General features: G+C 45.7%; 17 protein-coding genes. 7 read left to right on the top strand and 10 right to left on the bottom strand.

Features of this window, described 5'->3' with window-relative positions:
• Nucleotides 1–4: 4 nt before the first annotated feature.
• On the bottom strand, nucleotides 5–508 hold the full coding sequence (locus tag ACHA99_RS08130) for a DNA polymerase III subunit chi (RefSeq protein ID WP_263185707.1): 504 nt from the start codon (nucleotides 506–508) through the stop codon (nucleotides 5–7).
• A gap of 340 nt (nucleotides 509–848) precedes the next feature.
• Nucleotides 849–2,357: a leucyl aminopeptidase gene (pepA, locus tag ACHA99_RS08125; RefSeq protein WP_006082597.1), complete on the bottom strand. Its 1,509-nt coding sequence runs from the start codon at nucleotides 2,355–2,357 to the stop codon at nucleotides 849–851.
• 243 nt (nucleotides 2,358–2,600) lie between these two features.
• Between pepA and lptF the strand changes: the two genes are divergently transcribed.
• Both lptF and lptG read left to right on the top strand, forming a co-directional pair.
• Nucleotides 2,601–3,713, top strand: coding sequence for an LPS export ABC transporter permease LptF (gene lptF, locus ACHA99_RS08120; protein ID WP_113939369.1), 1,113 nt, complete (start codon nucleotides 2,601–2,603; stop codon nucleotides 3,711–3,713).
• Nucleotides 3,710–4,768 carry an LPS export ABC transporter permease LptG gene (gene lptG / locus ACHA99_RS08115; RefSeq protein WP_105251819.1) on the top strand — a complete coding sequence of 353 codons (1,059 nt, stop codon included), beginning with the start codon at nucleotides 3,710–3,712 and terminating at the stop codon, nucleotides 4,766–4,768. Before lptF ends, lptG begins: the two co-directional genes overlap by 4 nt.
• A gap of 120 nt (nucleotides 4,769–4,888) precedes the next feature.
• On the opposite strand, the gene ACHA99_RS08110 is transcribed toward lptG, so the two are convergent.
• The 5 genes from ACHA99_RS08110 to ACHA99_RS08090 all read right to left on the bottom strand — a co-directional run bounded on the left by ACHA99_RS08110 (nucleotide 4,889) and on the right by ACHA99_RS08090 (nucleotide 8,538).
• Nucleotides 4,889–5,398, bottom strand: a complete 510-nt coding sequence (locus tag ACHA99_RS08110; RefSeq protein WP_028761351.1) for an RDD family protein — start codon at nucleotides 5,396–5,398, stop codon at nucleotides 4,889–4,891.
• Between the two features lie 59 nt (nucleotides 5,399–5,457).
• On the bottom strand, nucleotides 5,458–5,715 hold the full coding sequence (locus ACHA99_RS08105) for a DUF2960 domain-containing protein (RefSeq protein ID WP_006082593.1): 258 nt from the start codon (nucleotides 5,713–5,715) through the stop codon (nucleotides 5,458–5,460).
• Nucleotides 5,716–5,744: 29 nt separating this feature from the next.
• On the bottom strand, nucleotides 5,745–6,095 hold the full coding sequence (locus tag ACHA99_RS08100; protein WP_006082592.1) for a DMT family protein: 351 nt from the start codon (nucleotides 6,093–6,095) through the stop codon (nucleotides 5,745–5,747).
• Complete coding sequence (locus ACHA99_RS08095; RefSeq protein ID WP_393942120.1) at nucleotides 6,092–6,589, bottom strand: GNAT family N-acetyltransferase; 498 nt, start codon at nucleotides 6,587–6,589, stop codon at nucleotides 6,092–6,094. Before ACHA99_RS08095 ends, ACHA99_RS08100 begins: the two co-directional genes overlap by 4 nt.
• A 443-nt stretch (nucleotides 6,590–7,032) precedes the next feature.
• On the bottom strand, nucleotides 7,033–8,538 hold the full coding sequence (locus tag ACHA99_RS08090; RefSeq protein ID WP_393942089.1) for a carboxypeptidase M32: 1,506 nt from the start codon (nucleotides 8,536–8,538) through the stop codon (nucleotides 7,033–7,035).
• A gap of 437 nt (nucleotides 8,539–8,975) precedes the next feature.
• Here ACHA99_RS08090 and ACHA99_RS08085 point away from each other — a divergent pair, with 437 nt between their 5' ends.
• Nucleotides 8,976–9,611 carry a YqiJ family protein gene (locus ACHA99_RS08085; protein WP_263209652.1) on the top strand — a complete coding sequence of 212 codons (636 nt, stop codon included), beginning with the start codon at nucleotides 8,976–8,978 and terminating at the stop codon, nucleotides 9,609–9,611.
• Nucleotides 9,612–9,647: 36 nt separating this feature from the next.
• Nucleotides 9,648–11,426, top strand: a complete 1,779-nt coding sequence (locus ACHA99_RS08080) for a flotillin family protein (RefSeq protein WP_393942087.1) — start codon at nucleotides 9,648–9,650, stop codon at nucleotides 11,424–11,426.
• Between the two features lie 157 nt (nucleotides 11,427–11,583).
• Here ACHA99_RS08080 and ACHA99_RS08075 read toward each other — a convergent pair whose 3' ends face one another.
• Nucleotides 11,584–13,953: an OmcA/MtrC family decaheme c-type cytochrome gene (locus ACHA99_RS08075; RefSeq protein ID WP_393942085.1), complete on the bottom strand. Its 2,370-nt coding sequence runs from the start codon at nucleotides 13,951–13,953 to the stop codon at nucleotides 11,584–11,586.
• A gap of 355 nt (nucleotides 13,954–14,308) precedes the next feature.
• On the opposite strand from ACHA99_RS08075, the gene ACHA99_RS08070 reads away from it, so the two are divergent.
• The 3 genes from ACHA99_RS08070 to ACHA99_RS08060 are packed head-to-tail and all read left to right on the top strand — an operon-like array spanning nucleotide 14,309 to nucleotide 17,633.
• Complete coding sequence (locus tag ACHA99_RS08070) at nucleotides 14,309–14,953, top strand: 4Fe-4S dicluster domain-containing protein (RefSeq protein ID WP_393942083.1); 645 nt, start codon at nucleotides 14,309–14,311, stop codon at nucleotides 14,951–14,953.
• A 16-nt stretch (nucleotides 14,954–14,969) separates the two neighbouring features.
• Nucleotides 14,970–17,093, top strand: coding sequence for an aldehyde ferredoxin oxidoreductase (locus tag ACHA99_RS08065; protein ID WP_105251825.1), 2,124 nt, complete (start codon nucleotides 14,970–14,972; stop codon nucleotides 17,091–17,093).
• Nucleotides 17,094–17,111: 18 nt separating this feature from the next.
• Nucleotides 17,112–17,633 carry a hypothetical protein gene (locus ACHA99_RS08060; RefSeq protein WP_393942081.1) on the top strand — a complete coding sequence of 174 codons (522 nt, stop codon included), beginning with the start codon at nucleotides 17,112–17,114 and terminating at the stop codon, nucleotides 17,631–17,633.
• Nucleotides 17,634–17,712: 79 nt separating this feature from the next.
• Here the strand turns inward: ACHA99_RS08060 and ACHA99_RS08055 are convergent, their stop codons facing one another.
• Both ACHA99_RS08055 and ACHA99_RS08050 read right to left on the bottom strand, forming a co-directional pair.
• On the bottom strand, nucleotides 17,713–18,465 hold the full coding sequence (locus ACHA99_RS08055; protein ID WP_393942079.1) for a substrate-binding periplasmic protein: 753 nt from the start codon (nucleotides 18,463–18,465) through the stop codon (nucleotides 17,713–17,715).
• A 145-nt stretch (nucleotides 18,466–18,610) separates the two neighbouring features.
• The gene (locus ACHA99_RS08050) at nucleotides 18,611–19,246 is read right to left on the bottom strand and encodes a DUF2913 family protein (protein ID WP_393942077.1); all 636 of its coding nucleotides are present in this window, start codon (nucleotides 19,244–19,246) and stop codon (nucleotides 18,611–18,613) included.
• Nucleotides 19,247–19,336: the final 90 nt, after the last annotated feature.

Raw genomic sequence — 19,336 nt, 5'->3', positions numbered from 1 at the left:
CAAACTAATTAAGTGGATGTGTTGCTAAGTCTTGGGTCTGTAAATTGACCCCTAAGCCGCGATACTGTCGATAACGTTCGCGAGCGACCGCTTTATGCTGATCGTCATTGGCAACAAAATCGATAATGTGGCCAAAGTTTACCGCAAATGGGGGCGCTTGGTCTGCAAGATTAATCAGAACTTGGCGACTTTTGTTGGCGCCGAGGCGATCAAAACCAATTTCTACCGGCGATCCCGTCATCGGGCCTTCACCTTTGAGGTTATGAGGTACAAAGGCACTTGGCTCAAACTGCCATAAAAGTTCATCAATTGCATGGGCTTGCTGTTTATCTTGGCAATGGATATAGACCCATTGTTGCTTCACAAAAGCCTGCTGCGCCAGTTGGCATGCCAGAAGATGCATCTCGCAAAGTGCAGGGGTCGCATTCGCGGTTTCAACAGGTGAATCAGCCTTGGCTTTTGCAGGCGATGCCACTGGCGGCATAAGATAAAACAGCACTTGAGTCATGATTTCAATGCCTTGCTTCACTTGTTTTAGTGGCGAACGAGAGCTGCAGTTTACACTAAAAGTCAGTATGGGTTAATGCTTAGGGCAAACCTTACGGTGAGGTTTTATCTATCACTGTCTGGCGGGGCTTAATGGGATGCTTTCAAACCGTTGGAGATGCAGAGAGTAGAGCTATAACTCTTTGAAAAATTATTCTAAAACCATTAGTTGTTCAGTTTTTTATTCAAGTTCTTATTCAGGAAATCGATTTTCTGATTAAATTAAGAAAATAAAAAAGGCGAAGTGAAAATCTTCGCCTTTCATTTATCGAGCCTTTAACGCACGAAGGCCGGATAGTTGGTTATTCGCCGAGTTCAACACCAGCACGATTGATCAGGAACTGAGTCAATAGTGGCACTGGACGGCCCGTAGAACCTTTGTTAGCACCGCTATTCCAAGCTGTGCCTGCAACGTCTAAGTGAGCCCAGTTGTACTTTTTAGCAAAGCGAGAAAGGAAACATGCTGCTGTGATAGCTCCAGCAGGACGGCCACCTAAGTTGGTCATGTCAGCAAACGGGCTGTCGAGCATATCTTGATACTCATCCCACAATGGCATGCGCCATGCGCGGTCACCACTTTGCTCACCGGCACTTAATAGCTCGTGTGCCAGAGGGTTATGCGATGAGAACAGACCCGATGCGTGTTTACCAAGGGCAATCACACACGCGCCAGTCAGGGTTGCAGTATCGATAACCAATTCAGGATCGAAACGCTCAACATAGGTTAATACGTCACATAGGACTAAACGGCCTTCTGCATCGGTATTTAACACTTCAACGGTTTGGCCTGACATAGTGGTCAGAATGTCACCTGGACGGTAAGCATTACCCGATGGCATGTTTTCACAGCCAGCCAGAATACCCACAACGTTGATAGGTAACTTCATATCACAGATGGCTTTCATAGTGCCGATCACACCCGCTGCGCCACCCATGTCGTACTTCATTTCGTCCATGGCTTCGCCAGGCTTCAATGAAATGCCACCCGAGTCGAAGGTTAACCCTTTACCGACTAATACGATTGGTTTTTCTGTGCTATCGACAGCGCCCTTGTATTCCATCACAGTCATGATGGATTCGTTGGCACTGGCGCGACCGACTGCAAGGTATGAGTTCATGCCCAGTTTGGCCATTTGCTCTTCACCAATAGTGGTGACATGCAGAGTGTCATGTATTTCAGCCATTTGGCGTGCTTGAGAAGCTAGATAGGCTGGATTACAGATGTTCGGTGGCATGTTGGCTACATCGCGACATAAATGCATGCCAGCAGATACTGCCATACCATGCTCGATGGCGCGCTCACCTAAGGTTAATTCACGGCGAGTCGGGACATTGAACACTAATTTACGCAGTGGACGGCGAGTTTCACCTTTGCGGGTCTTCAGGGCATCAAAGCTATAAAGACTGCTATTAGTGGTTTCAACCGCTTGACGTACTTTCCAATACGTATCGCGTCCTTTCACGTGCAGTTCAGTTAAGAAGCAAACCGCTTCCATTGAACCCGTTTCGTTAAGGGTGTTGATTGTTTTAGTGATGATTTGTTTGTATTGGCGTTCGTCTAGTTCTCGTTCTTTGCCACAACCCACTAATAATACACGTTCACTCAATACGTTAGGAACATGGTGCAGCAATAACATCTGGCCAGGTTTACCTTCCAGATCGCCACGACGCAGTAGGTTACTGATATAACCTTCGCTAATTTTATCTAATTGCTCCGCGATACCCGACAGACGACGGGGTTCATAAACACCGACCACGATACAGGCTGAGCGTTGTTTTTCGGGGCTACCGCTCTTTACGCTAAACTCCATGAGCACTCCTAGATTCTTAAAGACAAATTTTTATATTTATTGGATAATGTCTGCTTGTCCCGAAAAGGGCCTAAGTTATTACTCCAAAGGTGATTTATTCTCGGCGCTTGAGTCACGCATTTAGTGACGTTAAGTTTACCTAGAACCCCTGAAGCTGGTCAGAAAACTATCAAAAGTAAACAGTTTACATGAAAGTTAGTCTGTTACCAGCAAAAAGATAAGTTTAGAGACCGGATCCTGCCTGTGATTGTATTTAAATACCTTATTCGAGAAGTTTTAAAGGCACAAATTGCGGTACTTTTAGTGCTGTTAACTATTTTTATTAGCCAGCATTTCGTGCGTATACTGGCCGATGCCTCCGACGGCGATTTTCCCGCCTCTTTAATCATGACTCTGATTGGGCTTAACTTGCCTTATCTGGTGATCTTAGTGCTGCCGTTAAGTTTGTTCTTGGGTATTTTACTGGCCCACGGCCGTATGTATTCCGAAAATGAAATGGTCATTCTCCACGGTGTAGGGGTCAGTGAGTGGTATGTCACCAGAGTGACGCTGATCCTCGCCGTGATCAATATGCTGTTTACTGGCTATTTATCCCTTTATGTTGCCCCCTGGGCAGAAGAACAGCAAAACCAAGTGCTCGAAAAAGCCCAGTCCGAAGCAGGTCTTGCCGCCTTAATCCAAGGGCGTTTTCAGGCGAGTCCCAATGGTCGCGCGGTATTATTTGTTGAGCGTATTGGTAAAGATAACGAGTTAGATAAAGTGTTTGTAGCCCAGTTGCCTGATCCTGATGATGAAACTGGCGTGACCAATGTCGTGGTGGCGAAAGGTGGACGAGTACAGGAAGATAGTTCAGGTGCTCAACAATTGAACTTGAATGACGGCGTGCGTTATCAAGGCAGCCCGAAGGCAAAGGACTACCAAATGATCGAATTTGGTGGTTATAAAATGCAAATTAAAGAGCAGCAAGTTGATGAGCGTCGCCGTAAATTATCTGCACTGCCCGTTGATGAACTCGTGAAAATTGAAGGTGCTGAAGCCGCTGCTGAATTCCACTGGCGTCTTGCTATCCCACTCGCGATTCCAATTATGACACTGATTGCTGTGCCGTTAGCGCGGGTGAATGTGCGCCAAGGTAAGTTTGCTAAGATGTTCCCAGCAGTTCTTTTGTACCTTGGCTATTTTGGACTGATGGTCGCGGGACGTAAGGCATTGCAAGATGGGATTATTCCACTGTATTTAGGTATGTGGTGGATCCATGTTTCTGCGCTCTTGATGGGGTTATTCTTGCTCGGTAAAGATAGGCCTATTTTCAGTCGTATATCGTCCTTGTTTGCCAATAAGAAGGTGGCAGCATGAAGATATTAGACCTTTATATCGCCAGAATATTGTTAAGCACTTCAGCGCTTTGTTTGCTGGTGTTGACTGGTTTGTCGGGCATCATCAAATGGGTTGATCAGCTGCGTTTAGTTGGCCGTGGCACCTACAGCATGATGGATGCTGGCATCTATGTTTTATTTTTAGTGCCACGGGATATTGAAATGTTTTTCCCTATGGCCGTCTTGCTAGGCGCTTTGATTGGTATGGGAATGTTGGCATCGAATTCCGAACTTGTTGTGATGCAAGCTTCTGGCATGTCACGTTTGCAGATCACTATGTCGGCGATGAAAACTGCTGTGCCTTTGATGTTATTGGTGATGGTTTTAGGGGAGTGGGGCGCACCGATTGCTGAGCAAAAAGCGAATGAGTTACAAGCTGTTAAACTCTCTGGCGGGAGTTTAATTAAGTCCCATCGTGGAATTTGGGCAAAGGATGGTGATTTGTTCGTTAATATTGGTGAAGTTGAAAACATCAATAAACTCAGCAATATCACGCTTTATAAATTCAATAGCGAACTTAAGCTCACCAACGTAGTTCACGCAGACCGAGCGGTATTTTCCCAAGATCGCTGGCGTTTATTTGACGTTAAACGTACTGATTTAAGCTATGAGAAAGTCGTGCTTGAGTATCTTGAAGAAGACCAATGGCAGTCGAGTTTAACGCCAGATAAGCTCAGTGTGGTTTCGATTAAACCCGAGGCGTTATCTATACGTGGTCTGGTCGGTTATCTTGATTACCTTAAAACTAACAGTCAAGATCCCAGCCGTTATGAGCTTGCTTTATGGCGCAAGGTGATGCAGCCCGTGACGGTCGCAGTGATGATGTTAGTGGCACTGTCGTTTGTATTTGGTCCGCTGCGGACTGTGACTATGGGCGCGCGCGTATTACTTGGGGTTGTAGCAGGTTTTAGCTTTTATATCAGTAATGAGATTTTTGGCCCCATGAGTATAGTGTATGAGCTACCCGCTTATGTGGGGGCTGTTGCGCCAAGCTTGTTGTTTACTGGCGTTGCCTTCTACTTTATCCGGCGATGATACGCAGCTTATTACTCCTTACTCCGGATTCCGTCAATTAAGAATAGTCCATAAAAATAGCCCATAAAAAACGACGCTTTTGCGTCGTTTTTTATATTTCGGATTTACTTAAGAATAAACTTATGCTCCATGCCAGTTACGCATTTGGTTGGCTTCTTTAGACAGCACGACCACTTCTGAGCGAGTCATCATATCCTGCAGTGCGCGTTTATCATCATTGATTAAAATCCATAAATTGCCAATGCCGAGCAGTGACCAAATGATGCGAGCGTAGGCAGTGATTAGACTTAAGTTTTGGCCATTAGGATGTTGAATTTTAAGCCGCCAAGCGCGCATCCCTAAGGTTTGACCGCCCTTACTCCAGAATAATGCGTAGAAAGTGCCGACACACAAGGCAAGCCAGAGTTGATAAATTCCCTGATAAACTGGCGTGCCATTGAGTGCATCTGAGACATGCTCAAAGCCATTCATGCCAGCCAGTCCTGAAGCGGTGAGCCCGTAGAAAATCCCAAAGCCCATTGCGCCAGCAACCATATAGACGGCTACGGCTAACATCGAATCGTAAACTGCAGCGCCTAGGCGGCGGAAGAATCCTGCGCGGGGGAAGTTAGCATGTTCGGTATTGAGCATTACAGTGTCCTGTTATTGAAGTGCTTACAGCTAATACAAAAAACAATTAATACATTAGCCTAGGCTTCAGGTTCTTCATCTCTGACAAAGTGGATATTGCTAAAACCAAAGCGGGCAAACTCTACTTTCCTGAATTCTTTTTCAGCCTTAGCACCTTTACGAGATGTCATGGCGACTTGCTGTTCCATAGCCAAAAATTTGGTCAGATCTATGCCTTCAGCTTCGGCCACAGCTTCATATAAATCATGGTGTTTGTCGTAGCTAAAGGCGATAGTTTTAGTCTTACCTTTGAAGGTATAAGTGACTTGACGGGCCATGGGGGAGCTCTCCTGAAATAAGTCTGAAATTAATTAAATTCACTTCTAAAAATAAAATACACAGCACCTAAGATGCACAGTCCTGCCCAAAGATAATCGAGCTTCAATGGTTCTTTCATATAGAAATAGGCAAAGGGAACAAACAAACTTAAGGTGATGACTTCTTGTAAAATTTTTAACTGGCCGACATTCATTACTGTGTAGCCGATACGGTTAGCAGGCACTTGCAGCAAGTATTCAAATAGGGCGATACCCCAGCTCACTAAGGCCGCAATAATCCAAGGTTTTGAGCCTAGCGTTTTCAAATGCCCGTACCAAGCAAAGGTCATAAAAATATTACTTAAGCAAAGTAAACCGATAGTGGTTAGGGTTGGATTCATTTTTCATCTATATGATTAAATTTATAAATCATATACATAGCATCGTCAGTATAGCTGCCAAGACATTTATCGATTGCCTTAGGTTTAAAACCCATTTTAAGCCAATAGCTGTCGGCACCTTGTACGGCTACGAGGGATAAGGAATTGAGATTATAGCGATCCGCCAATAGTGTTAGGCGGGTCAGCGCCTTAGCGCCAGCGCCTAAACCTTGGGCTTTGGCCGAAATCGCAATATCGTGTAGGTATAAGGTATCAGCCTTGGGTAAATGGGTGATGGGCTGATATAGCGCGGGCGGCATATTGGCGGTCCATGGGTGGGCCAAGCAATAACCGACAACCGATTTATCCACTTCGAACACAAAACAGGACTGAGGTGATACCTGCCATTTACTTTGCAGTACGTGCAGTGGCTCAGGATCCAGTTGTGAGTAACACTCGTCTTGGATCGCTAAAATGGCATCCCAATCCTCTGGGGTGATTGCACGCAGTAACATGGCCGACATTTATCCTGTTTCAAGAGTTCTGTTGAAGGAACTCCGTGGAAAGAGTCCTGATTCAAATAAGTTCGGCATTATAACCTCAAGCGGCTTCAAAATGCAGGCTCCAGCGGCAATATAAAGCGCTTTAAAACCCGTATAAACTGAGCTTTCAGCGCTTGTATACCCAAACAACCTGAAGATACAGGATTCAGCGGGAATTTAACGCACTTTAGGCAAGGCGGTTATTTGCAGACCTAGCGGGCTAAGTTAAAAATAACCAACGCAGCATAAAGTGCGTTAAAACCCGCCGGGACGGAGCGCCTAGGGCACTTCACTTCCGTGTTGCATCAATTCAAAAGGTGGCCGACATTCTGTCATTGATGCGCCTTGAATTGATGCACCCTAGGCGCTCTGAAACTCGACTCTTCAGGTAGCTTGGGTATAAGCATTAGCAGCGGTTAAGTGCCCAGATATCGTTGGCGCAGGTGACGCTCAAGATATTGACCATTTAGGGGTTCACCCGTTGCTTGGCGTACCAGTTCATCGGTCGTGAGCAAAGATCCCTTAGACCAAATGTGTTCACTCAGCCATTGGAATACCGAGTTCAACTTGCCTGCATCGATCAGGGTTTCAATTGGTCCTAAGGCTTTTTCCATCGCAAAACGGCATTGGGCGGCATACATGGCGCCTAAGGTATAGCTGGGAAAATACCCTAGTTCACCAACGGCCCAATGGATATCCTGCATGCAACCGTCTTGGTAGTTGCCATCGGCATTAATCCCCAGCAGTTGTTGCATCTGCGTCGACCAAAAGTCAGGCAAATCATCTACGGTTAAGCTGCCGTCGATAAAGGCTTTTTCTGCCTCAAAGCGCAGTAAAATGTGGCAAGGATAGGTGACTTCATCTGCATCTACACGGATAAGTCCGGGCGCTACGCGGGTGTAATGCTGTGCTAATTCTTGGGCGCTAAAATGACAATGAAGATGTTGCGCAATTTTAGGCTGCAATTGGCGTAAAAATGCCGGATTTGCCCCGAGTTGCATTTCGCAGAATAGACTCTGGCTCTCGTGGATACCCATAGAACGCGCCAGTCCCGCAGGTTGTCCGCGCCACGCTTGAGGTAAACCTTGCTCGTATCTGGCATGGCCTGTTTCATGAACTATGCCCATGATTGCACTACTGAAATCAGCCTCATTGTAGCGAGTCGTTATCCGTACATCGCTTGGCACGCCGCCACAAAATGGATGGCTGCTGATATCCAGCCTACCGTGGTTAAAGTCAAACCCCAGAAAATCCATTACGTCTCGGCCTAGGGCTTGCTGCGCGCTAACATCGAAGGGACCATTTAGCGTTAACTTAGGCTCGTTTGCCTGTTTAGCCAGCACTTCTTGGATAAGTGTCGGTAGCCAATCTTTCAGTCCGCCAAAGGTTTGCTCCAGCTTTGCCGAGGTCATTCCTGGCTCAAATTTATTGAGCAGGGCATCATAGGGGGAAATATTCTGGGCTTCGCCGCGGATCTGCGCTTCTTCCTTAGCAAGTGCAATTACTGCTTTAAGGTTTGGTTTAAAGCCTTGCCAGTCATTATTTTTACGTTGTTCACGCCACGCATTCTCACATTGATAGGCCATTTTAGTTTTGGCTTGCACGAGATCGCCGGGCACTAAATTTGCCTGTTGATATTGGTACTGCATTTCCCGCAGGTTAGCTTGTTGTTCCGTTGTGAGAGATTCGTCCGTCGCGCCGTGTAAGTGTTCGCCTAAGACAGTTGAGGTTTTGAGTGTGTGAATATGTCGCGCCAGTTCAGCCATTGCATCGCCGCGATCGCTATTACCGCCCATAGGCATCATAGCTGCTTGATCCCAGTCACCTAGAGCGCTGAAATGTTCAAAGTGAGAAATTTTTTGAAAATGTGCTGTCAGTTTATCGTAACTTGGTGTTGGTACTTTGCTCTTGGGTGAGTCCATGGAATTTCCCTTCTGGCGCATCAAATTCTGCGCGAATAAATAACAATAACAGGATGATAATACAATGACGTCAACAGTATACTCAAACAACCTAAAGATGCAGGACTCAGTGGGCTGACCTTAACGCTATAGTAATGCACTTGAGGCAAGGCCATTTATTACTCCTGAATAAATGGCATCCACGCCATATATGGCGATTGCGGCTATTTGCAGCGCTAGCGCTAAGCTAAAAAGGGAGTTGTAGTGTTAAAGTGGTTTTCGATAGGGTACTCGTAGCGAAGATGGCCACGCGATTTTGGCGCAGCAGAGTGATAGTCAAAATCTATTTTAGGGACAATTTTTAGTTTGGAAATTGTGCTTGCCTTGCTATTCTGTTGTGGTTAAGTCGATAATTACAGTGAAATAAATGGAATGCTGTATTGTTCAAGGAGATGACTATGTGGGCGTTTTTAGTTGAACAGCCTAATTTACCTTACACCATAGCTTTTGCCTGCGTACTGGCCCTTGGTGTGTTTGAAGTCTTCGCATTATTCATAGGTTTAAGCATGTTAAGTGCGTTAGACCAATGGGTGCCTGCTGATGTGGAATATGATGCTGATGTGGGCGCGGGTGGACTCACGGGCATTGCTGGTTGGCTGTGTCTAAATAGACTCCCATTACTTATTTGGTTTGTGCTTGCGCTGACCAGTTTTGCGATTGCGGGTTATATCGTCAATTTTATCAGTGTTAGTGTTGCCAGTTTTTTACTGCCGCAACTGTTCACTTTACCCATTGCTATTGTCGCCAGTGCATTTTCTTGCCGTTATTTTGGCCGAGTACTTGCTGATCATTTGCCTAAAAATGAATCGAGTGCGATCTCGCTAGATGATCTTAGCGGCTATGTCGGCACTATCACCTTAGGTTGCGCAATTAAAGGCATGCCCTCTGAAGCTGTCGTTCGCGATAAACATCAACAAAAACATTACGTTTTAGTCGAGCCCGAAACTTCGGATATCGAGTTTGCCTCAGGCACTCAAGTCGTGCTGCTTAAGCGAGAAGGCCGAGTCTGGTCTGCTACGCGTTTTGATAATTAATCTTCCCAAGCCATAAATCAATTGAAAGGAAATCAAATGGATGTGTTAACAAACGTAGGTTCATCCGGTAGTTTTATTTTGCTCGTTGCGGGTATGGTGCTACTCGGCCTGATTGTGATCGGGTTAATTTTCGCCAAGCTATATAAACGTGCAACCAAAGAAATGGCCTTTGTGCGTACCGGCTTTGGTGGTGAGAAAATCATTAAAGATGGCGGCGCTATTGTGTTGCCTGTATTACATGAAACCATCTCGGTAAACATGAACACTCTGCGTATCGAAGTGGAGAAAACCCAGAAAGATGCGCTAATCACTAAAGACAGAATGCGTGTCGATGTGAAGGCCGATTTCTACTTGCGCGTAGCCCCACATTCCGATGGTATTTCAATGGCAGCACAAACCTTAGGCACGCGTACAAACCGCGTTGAAGAGCTTAAAAAGCTGATGGAGTCTAAGTTTGTTGACGTGCTGCGTGCCGTGGCCGCCGAAATGACCATGACAGAAATGCATGAGCAGCGTGCCGATTTTGTACAACGGGTGCAAAATAACGTCGCCAACGATCTCGAGAAAAACGGTCTCGAACTCGAATCGGTTTCATTAACGGGGTTCGATCAAACTGATTTGCAGTTTTTTAATGAAAACAACGCATTTGACGCCGAAGGTCGTGCGCGTCTGGCGAAGATTATCGAAGAGAAGCGCAAGGAAACCAACGATATTCAGCAGGAAAACCGCATTAAGATCGAGCAGCGTAACCTCGAAGCTGAAAAGGAATCCTTAGAGATTGAAAAGTCGGAAGAAGAAGCGCGCCTGATCCAGCAACAGTCACTCGAATTTAAACGCGCCGATCAAAAAGCGGAGATCATTAAGCAGAAAGAAAACAAGGCCCGTGAAGAACGCGAAGCCGAGATTGCTAAAGAGCGCGCCATTGAAACCGCTGAAATCGAAAAGACCAAAGATATCGAAACCCGTGAGATTGAAAAGTATAAGTCGATTGAGCAATCGCGCATTCAACAGCAAAGGGATATCGAAGTTTCTGAGCAGGAAAAACGCATTGCGGTTGCGGCCAAATCTGAAGAAGAATCAGCTGCCCGTGCTCGTGCAGCTGAAGCCGAAAAACTGAAAGTTGAAAAAGAAGAAGCGGTAATCACAGCGCGCCAAGTGGCAGAAGCTAATCGCCGCAAAGAGATTGAAGTGATTGATGCCCGTAAGGAAGCTGAGCGTGATGCAGTAGGCGTAACAGTGCAGGCCGAAGCTGAGAAACGTGCCGCTGAAGACAGATCGAGTGCGATTCTGATTGAAGCGCGCGCCAGTGCCGATGCGAAAAAACTGCAGGCTGAAGCGGATGAAAAAGTCTATGCCGTTGAAGCTGCAGGTAAACAAGCACTTTATGAAGCAGAAAACGTCTTGAGTGATGAGCAGATCGCCCTGCAAAAATCCCTCGCCATTTTGAAGGCCTTGCCTGAAATTGTGGCCCAAGCCGTTAAGCCGTTAGAAAATATCGAAGGTATTAAGATTCTTCAAGGTTATGGTGCAGGTCATCAATTTGCTGCGGGTGGCGAAGGTGCTCACCATCAAGGTGGCATAGCCGAGCAAGTGACCAGTGCAGCGTTAAACTATCGCGCCAATGCGCCTGTTATCGATGCCATGCTTAGGGAATTAGGGTTAGTGAATGGCGACTCTGGAACCTTGAATGATTTATTGAACGGCAATAACACCTTAACCGCCGAAGCCTTAAGTGGTGTGACCTTGTCGAACTCTAGACCTAAGGACTATAGCCAAACGCAGGTAGTAGAGAGCCAAAGTGTGCTCAAGTCTTAATCTCAACGACATTAAACTAAGTCAAATCAAGTAAAGCGCTCGCCGTTGCTCTTTTGAGCCTTGTGCGGACAAAAGATTGATAAATAGGACGAATGAAATAAAACCGCTCACCATTATGGTGAGCGGTTTTTTTTGGCATTAAATCAAATCTAACGGCTTATTTGTGTACCTTGTCGACCCCCGATGAGCGACCTTCGGCATGACAGGTTGCGCATGACTCCTGTCCTGATTGGTAAATTCGACTACCGCTGGCATCACTTTGGTAAACTCCGCCAAAGCTGCGTGCATGGACGACTAAACTATCGATAAGCGTGTGACAAGCCGTGCAGGTTGCTAAGGTTGGTGAGTACTCAGCAATTTGCCCTATGTTGGCTGCATCGGGTGTCGCAACTAACAGGGATTGCTGTGCACTTAGCCCCTCGAGACTGAGCTGTCCTGTGCTATGACAAACACTGCAGTTATTTTTTGCATTAGGGTAAGTGAGTTCGGGACGTGGGTTATCAAAACCCACTACAGTGCGGGTTCCCGCATGCAGTGAATGCACCATTTCCCTGTAGCTCAAAGTATTGTTGATGGTGCGATAGGGCTTGATTTGGCTGGCCCTAGGAGTATGCATCACATTGGCATTGAGATACATAATCGCATCATTACTGTGGCAACTTTGACATTGCCCATCGGTCAGTGCGGTTGCTGTTTGCGGTGCATGACAGGTGCCACAGCTGCTATTGGGTTCAAAAATCCCTTTCATTTGATGCGCTGACAGAACTCTATCTTCTAATCCTTGATCATGACATTGGCGACAGGCCTGTTCATCGACCTTAGCTTTTGCCGTAACAGCTTGACCTTGCAGGCTTAGCGAATTAATTGCACTGAGACTCACCTCTTGATTTGCGATATTACAGTTAACGGCAAAGCCGGTATTTTTATCGGCACAGAGCACCAGTTTACTGTAGAGTTTTGACTGACTCAGATCGCCAAAATCGGCAGCCGACAGGTTAGATATAGTGACTGTTAGCTGATTGGGCGCGGTAATTTTTAAGGCGACGTCGCTCGTGTTTGCTAATAAATCCCACACTTTACGCTGGCCGTTATTGATTGGCATGTTCGCACTATTTGTTTCACCTGTGGCAATCAACCAGAAGGATTTTATCATAGGCTGACTGGCGGGCAGTTGCTCCATTTGCTGCACTTGCAATGTCACCGCAAGGGTCTTAGCTTCAACGCTTAGCTGCGAACTCAGTAACTTAACTTGGAAATCGCTCACCAGCTTAGTGGCTGTTTTCACGGCGGCATTGTGGAAAAGCCCAACACCTTCAGGATTAGTGCTATCAGGGTGACAGCCGCTACAGCCCAGTGTCCATGGGTTGGCAAAAATTTCCCTGTTGTGGAATAACCCCGCTACAGTGCCATTCCAATCAGCGGGAATTTGCGCTTTGTGACAGTCAAGACACGCGGTTTTACTGGGGATATTATTATTGCCACTTTGCGCCGTTGCGCCGGGAATATGGCATTGCTGACATTGGGTCATATCACCGGGAAAGGTCACATTGGCGTAGTCGTATAGCTGTCCCTTGTAACCGACAATTTGATATTTGGCTTGGTGGATCTGGTGTGTCAATGTCGCCATATCAAGGCTATTACCCGTTTCAGGATCGCCAGAGTAAGTCGTGTGACAGACAACGCAGCCCTCAAAGGCAAAACGTTTATTGCCGTGCATCAAAAGGCGAGTATCGGTATTGGCTAAGTCTGGGTTGTGGCATCGAAAACAGGCTTGTTCCGGCGCGATCACTTTACGGCCCATATCCGCCGCGACTGTCTGTCCTGTGGCGGGCACAAAATCGTACACGTTGTTGATCAACTGAGTGTCGATTGGGCTATTTGCGAACGGTTTTAACTCTAGGTAAATCCTGTGGGTGAGCTCAGGCGAGTACTGGGTATCTATCCCCGTAAATTGTGAGTAACCCGTGAGTGGTTTACTCAAAGTGTAACGGTATTGGCCCGCGCCTAAGGAGGTTAGACAAGCCGTTTTACAGTTGCTTTCAATGCCTGCTTGCCACTGAGTCTGTGCATTCGCTTGGGCATTTGTGGCAGGTTCTACTTGATTATTGATGTAACTGGTCCATTGCAACGCAGCATCTGTCGCGCTTGCTGCAGAGTTAGTGACTTCAGCGCCAGTTGTTGCCATAGCATTAGCCGCGGCTTGGGTGATTTGATAGTGCTTCTGCGGCGGTGCTAATTTGGCAATACCGACACCTAAGGTATTTAGCTCCTTCAGGTTTTCTAGTCCTGTGACCGCAATACCATTGGCATTGCTGAGGAAGAAATCGACCTGCACATGGGTTTGTGCATCGATAACCACATTTTCTATTGTCGCTTTGAGTGTATCCGCTTGTTCAATGCTGATACTCACAATCCCTGGTGGACCTTCTTTCCCATCGTCACCATCGGAACAGGCTGTCATCAGACAGACTACGACTGCCATTGGCGTAAAGATTTTCCATTGAGAACGGGTATTCGTTTTCATCATTTTCCATTCCTTTTTAATTAGATTCTGTCGGGACTCTAATCGGAATGTATGCGGTATAGATATTAACTTAGTTATGAGTCGAGTTACACTTAATTAACCAAATTTAAAAGTTATTTGTTAATTATATTAAGGTAATTTGAAGTGAGGCATTATTTAAATTTGCTAGATGTTTAATTGTTAATTCTTGAAAACGTTACTCTGATGTATGTCGTGTAACTTGATCTAATAATGCCCCAATATGGGTAATTGTGACGCAGGTTAAAAATCAAAGACATAATTACTTTAGCATAAATTGTCGGGAATCAAAGTGTATGCATATTTTAATTATATTGCTTTGACTAATAAAGGATCAAATATGATTACCAGAAGAGGAATGCTTAAAGGCGGTATGGGCGTTGCTGTCGGTACAGTTTATAGCGGAACATTAATAAGTTTTCTGACCGGTTGTGGCAGTGACAGTAATAGCCAAGAGATAGTAGAAGTCATGCCTGGTGGACTCATGGTGGTGAACCCTACGGTTTGTGTTAGCTGCAGACGCTGTGAAATTGCCTGTGGTTGGAACCATGAAGGGGATAGCAGTCCGACACTTGCCCGCGTCAAAGTAGAAAGAAATATGAACTATGGCCCACATGGTGTGCAATTTGACTATGAAATACAACGAGGAGAGTGCGGCGATAAAACCGTTGTTCCTTCCACTTGTCGCCACTGCGAAGTTTGCACTGAAGTTTGTCCACAGCAAGCTATTTCAACGAACGAACAAACTGGCGCCAAAGTGATTGATGAAGAACGTTGTGTCGGATGTGGTTATTGTGCAGATAGGTGTCCTCAGCAAGTCATTAAAGTTGTTCGCAGTAAAATGAAAGCCGTCAAATGTGATTTATGTAACGGTAAACCTGCCTGCGCGCAAGTTTGTCCTACAGGTGCAATTAAATTTTATAACTGGGAAGAGGCTGAAGCTGCATTAGAACAATACGAAAAATATACCGGCTTAGTTTCTTAAATTCAGGAGAAATAATATGAGTGATAAAATAGGTGGTTGGGCGGGTAAAGTCCTCAGAGTTAATTTAACAACTAATCATATATGGTATGAGCCAATCAATAAATATTATGACTATATCGGTGGTATGGGTATTGGTTATAAAATATTGTGGGATGATCATAAGGATAATATTACAGCAATCGACCCAGATAATATTATTGTCTTTTCTGCCGGGCCATTAACGGGTTCAGGCGTTATTTGTACTGGACGAACAACCATTACTTCCCGTAGTCCCGTAATTGAAAAACATCTGATTGCCGATGGTCACTTTGGTGGGCATTTTTCACCCGCAATGAAATTTGCGGGTTTCGATGCGATTGCAATAGAAGGCAAAGCGAGCAGTCCTGTGTGGCTTAAAATTGTGGATGATAAGGTCACGATTGAACCTGCTGACGCCCTATGGGGTAAAGGTATATTTGATACCCACGCCATGATCGCGCAAATGATGGGACCTAATGCACAAGTCGCTGCGATTGGCCAAGCGGGTGAAAACCAAGTGCCTCTTTCTGTCATTATGACTCAGGGCGGGCACTCAGCAGGTGGTCATGGCTCGGTAATGGGGTCAAAAAATTGTAAAGGGATCGGCATTATCGGCACTGGCGCCGTTAAAATCGCCGCCAATAATGAAAAGATGCGTGCCTTAGATGACCATATTTTAGGTATTATCGGTGCCAACAATAATGGTGTCGTTCCTTCAACGCCGCAATCTTGGGCTGAGTACTCAGCCCCCATCAGCCGCTGGAAATCTCGGCCCGGTTTGAAGTGGGGCGCTGCCGATCAAGAAATCGATTTAGGCGAAGTGCCATGGAATGAACGCAATCGTATTGGGTTTCGAACTTCGATGGCAGAAAGCTACATTGGTGTGGAATACGCCAATAAGTGGATGAAGCGTACGGGAGGCTGTCATTCATGCCCTATACGTTGCTTCTGCGAGCTAAAAGTCCCTGAATTGAAAAGCAAATACGGTCGTAAAACCGAACATATATCTAACGTCTGTATGGGATTCCTCGTACCACAGTATTTAATGGGCACCAAAAATGGTACAGAAGCACATGCGATGGCGGGCGCTTTAGGGGCTCATATTCTCGATGACTATGGTATTTGGTGTAACTATGGCTCCATTTCTCATCTATTTAAATTCCTAAAAACAAAGGATATGTTTAAGCATTTATTACCTGAAGATGAATTTAACAGTATTCCTTGGGCGCTCTGGGATAACCAAGATCCTGCTTTCTTACTTGATTTTTATCGCCGAGTGGCGTTTAAAGAAGGTGAAATCTCCCATATGGCCGACGGCTTATATGATTTGATCAAGCGCTGGGGTTTAGATGGAACCAATCCCAAGTTAGGTAATTGGGATATTCACAAAGAAAGTGCCACTAAGGTATTCAACAAGAAAACCAATGCTGCCGTGCACCATGCCAGTGAAACCGCGGGTCAGGTGGGTACGTTAATCAACGTCGTCTTTAACCGTGATGCTCAGTGCCATTCCCACATCAACATAGTTAACAGTGGTTTGCCACACGATATGACAGTGGCGATTGCCGAGAAAAAATGGGGTGAAGGTGCATTCGATAAGGTGAATTGGTATACCCCAATCAATGCGGCTAAGATCCGTTTTGCAAAATGGTCGCTGGTGAAAAACGTATTACATGATTCTCTGACACTGTGTAATTGGATGTTCCCACTGCTGGCATCACCGGATAAAAATCGTAACTATGAAGGCGATAGCACCATTGAATCGCAGATGTTCAGTTTAGTGACTGGGATTGAAACCACAGAAACGGAATTGGACTTTAAGGCGGAAAGAGTGCTGCATTTACACCGTGCCTTAACCGTATTGCAAATGAATGAAAGCAATATGCGCGAAGAGCATGATGTGCTCAGTGACTGGGTTTATGATTTGAATCCAGATAAAAACTTCGGTCAAGAGGGCACCATCAAGATGGACCGCGCTGACATGCAAACGGCGCTGGACATGTTCTATGAAGCCTTTGGTTGGGATATTCAAACCGGTGCGCCAACTCGGGCCACGCTCGACAAGTTTAGCCTAGGTTTTGTTGCCGATAGATTGGCGGCGCGAGGCCTGTTACCCAGTTGAACACTATAGTTGGACACTATGATTGAACTTGTCGGTTATATCAGGGTATTTAGCCAACACGGACGCTTAGTCACGGCGGAGCAAATCGCCGCCGTGGCAGGGCTCGAGTGGGATAGTGAGCAAACGGTTAACAGTTATATTCGCCTAATCCTCAATGAGGCATACAAGGATGTGCAGATGCGTTTGTCGGATAAGCGGTATTTCTTCTATTCCGACAGAAGCATAGTTGAACGTTACGCTGAGCAATGGTTAGCATTGGAGCGGGGTGAAGCGTTTGAGGCGATTATTGCCCAGATCCGTCGCAATAGCTGCCGCCATACTGAGATCTATCTGGAGAGTGTACTGACGTTTGCCCCCTATCTTTATGATGAGCCTACATTAGCCAATGTGCGTGAGCAATTACCACAACAGCTAGGGGCCGAGGATATCCATTATGCGGTGGACAATCAGGGGAAAGGTTATTACTACTCGACTCTGGGATTGAGTCACAGCTATGCGGCCGTCCTCGCTAATTATGATCCTTGTGAATGGTCAAACTGAGATTCTGCGACCTTATTGATATTGATTAAGCGCCTTCGGGCGCTTTTTTATTGCAATATCTCATATAGCTAGCGTGAAATTAGCTTGCCAGCGTTTGAGTGTACTTTTTGATGATTTCGTCAATTTTACCATTGGCCTTCAGTGTCGCTATGGCTTGATTGATGGCAGGAAGCAAATCGGCATGTTCTTTTCGTAACCTAAACACTAAGTCACCATCAGAATGCACTGCCGCCAGTGCGACTGGGATCCGCAACTGAGTCGACCAATACAACGCCGGGTAATTACCAGCAATAACGGCATTGACTCTGTGTTTATCTAAGGCTTTGATCAGCTCCTGCTCTGAGGTAAAGTCTGCGCGGATAAAATCTTTATCGTCGTGATATAAATAACCGCGCACTGTACCTATTTCTTGGCCTTTTATCTGGCTGATATCTTTATATTTACTGACATTTTCTGGCAATGTGACCACATATTCAGTGATTTGCATTATGGGGGCCGATTTGACAAACAGCGACCCTAAATCCTGCTTTTCAAACCAACTAGGGCTGACGATATCAAAGTCGAGTTGACCGGTTTCTAGCGCATTATTGGTGCGCTTTGGCGGCAGGGCGAGGATTTCACCTTTGATTTCAGCCATAGATAAAATCATCGGAATAAGCTCAGTGATCATCCCCGGCGCCTCGGCTTGATCACCGATAAAATACGGATACCAAGAATAGGAGCCAGTGATATTGTATTTGAGCTGTTCCGCAAAGGCGTGCTGTTGAGTCAAGCAAAGGGTGAACAAGGCAAATCGAACTAAGTGTTTATACTGCAAACATCGCTTAACCATATTGCTTTTATCCTTGTTATCTCTGCTTTAGCCAAGACCTATCCGATGGTCATTCTATCTAAACTGTGTGAATGAATTGTTTATAGGATCACAATCAGTCACATCCGCCATATTTAAGCTATTTTCAACTTTTCGCTATTACACCTTAAGCCAATAGCTGACACAAAGCTGGTTGCTGATTATTAGGGAAAATTTGATAGGTTTTATGGTGCTTAATCAAGCTGGTTTTCTTATTGCCTTGGCTCAGTAATAACCCATGGGACAGGGCGATACGCGTTAGTGTCTGTTCATCGGCGCGGACATATAAGTTGATTGGCTTGATCAGCTGATTGTCTTTAATATGTTGATTAAATTCTTTGGCATCAATCACTAAGCTAGATTGACCATCACCATCGAGTTTCAGCTTGGCACTGATATCTGTGTCAGTAATGACTAACCAATCGGCTTGTTTTAAGGTCTCAATCATGGCATTTAATGCCGTGCCTAAAGCGGGCTCAGATGTTTCAACTAATTGATATTGATACACTATCCTTTCTAGTAAACGCTTGAGTTCGGCGCCCGCACCTTGGCTGCGAGCCAAACGTATCCAAGCCGTGAGATCGTCGGCTACCAATTTAGAAAAGCGTTTTTCCTTTAAGGACTCGACCATCCAATTACACAAAAAATGACTTTCCTGCGCAGAGGTGCGCTGGGCTTTCTTGGTCTGTGCTGAAGCGGTTAAATCGGCAAGACCCGCAAGGGCGAGTTCGAGCACAGCTTGGTTATAGGTTTGAGAATTCATTATGACTCCGCCGCGGGCTGAAGTGATGTTATCTATTTGAACTTGGACGATATTGATTGCGGCGGAGCTAGTTTAGCAAAGCGGTCGTTA

Source organism: Shewanella sp. S23-S33, from assembly GCF_043359565.1.
GTDB classification, from domain to species: Bacteria; Pseudomonadota; Gammaproteobacteria; order Enterobacterales; family Shewanellaceae; genus Shewanella; species Shewanella oncorhynchi.
This window is presented reverse-complemented; position numbering and strand designations above follow the sequence as displayed.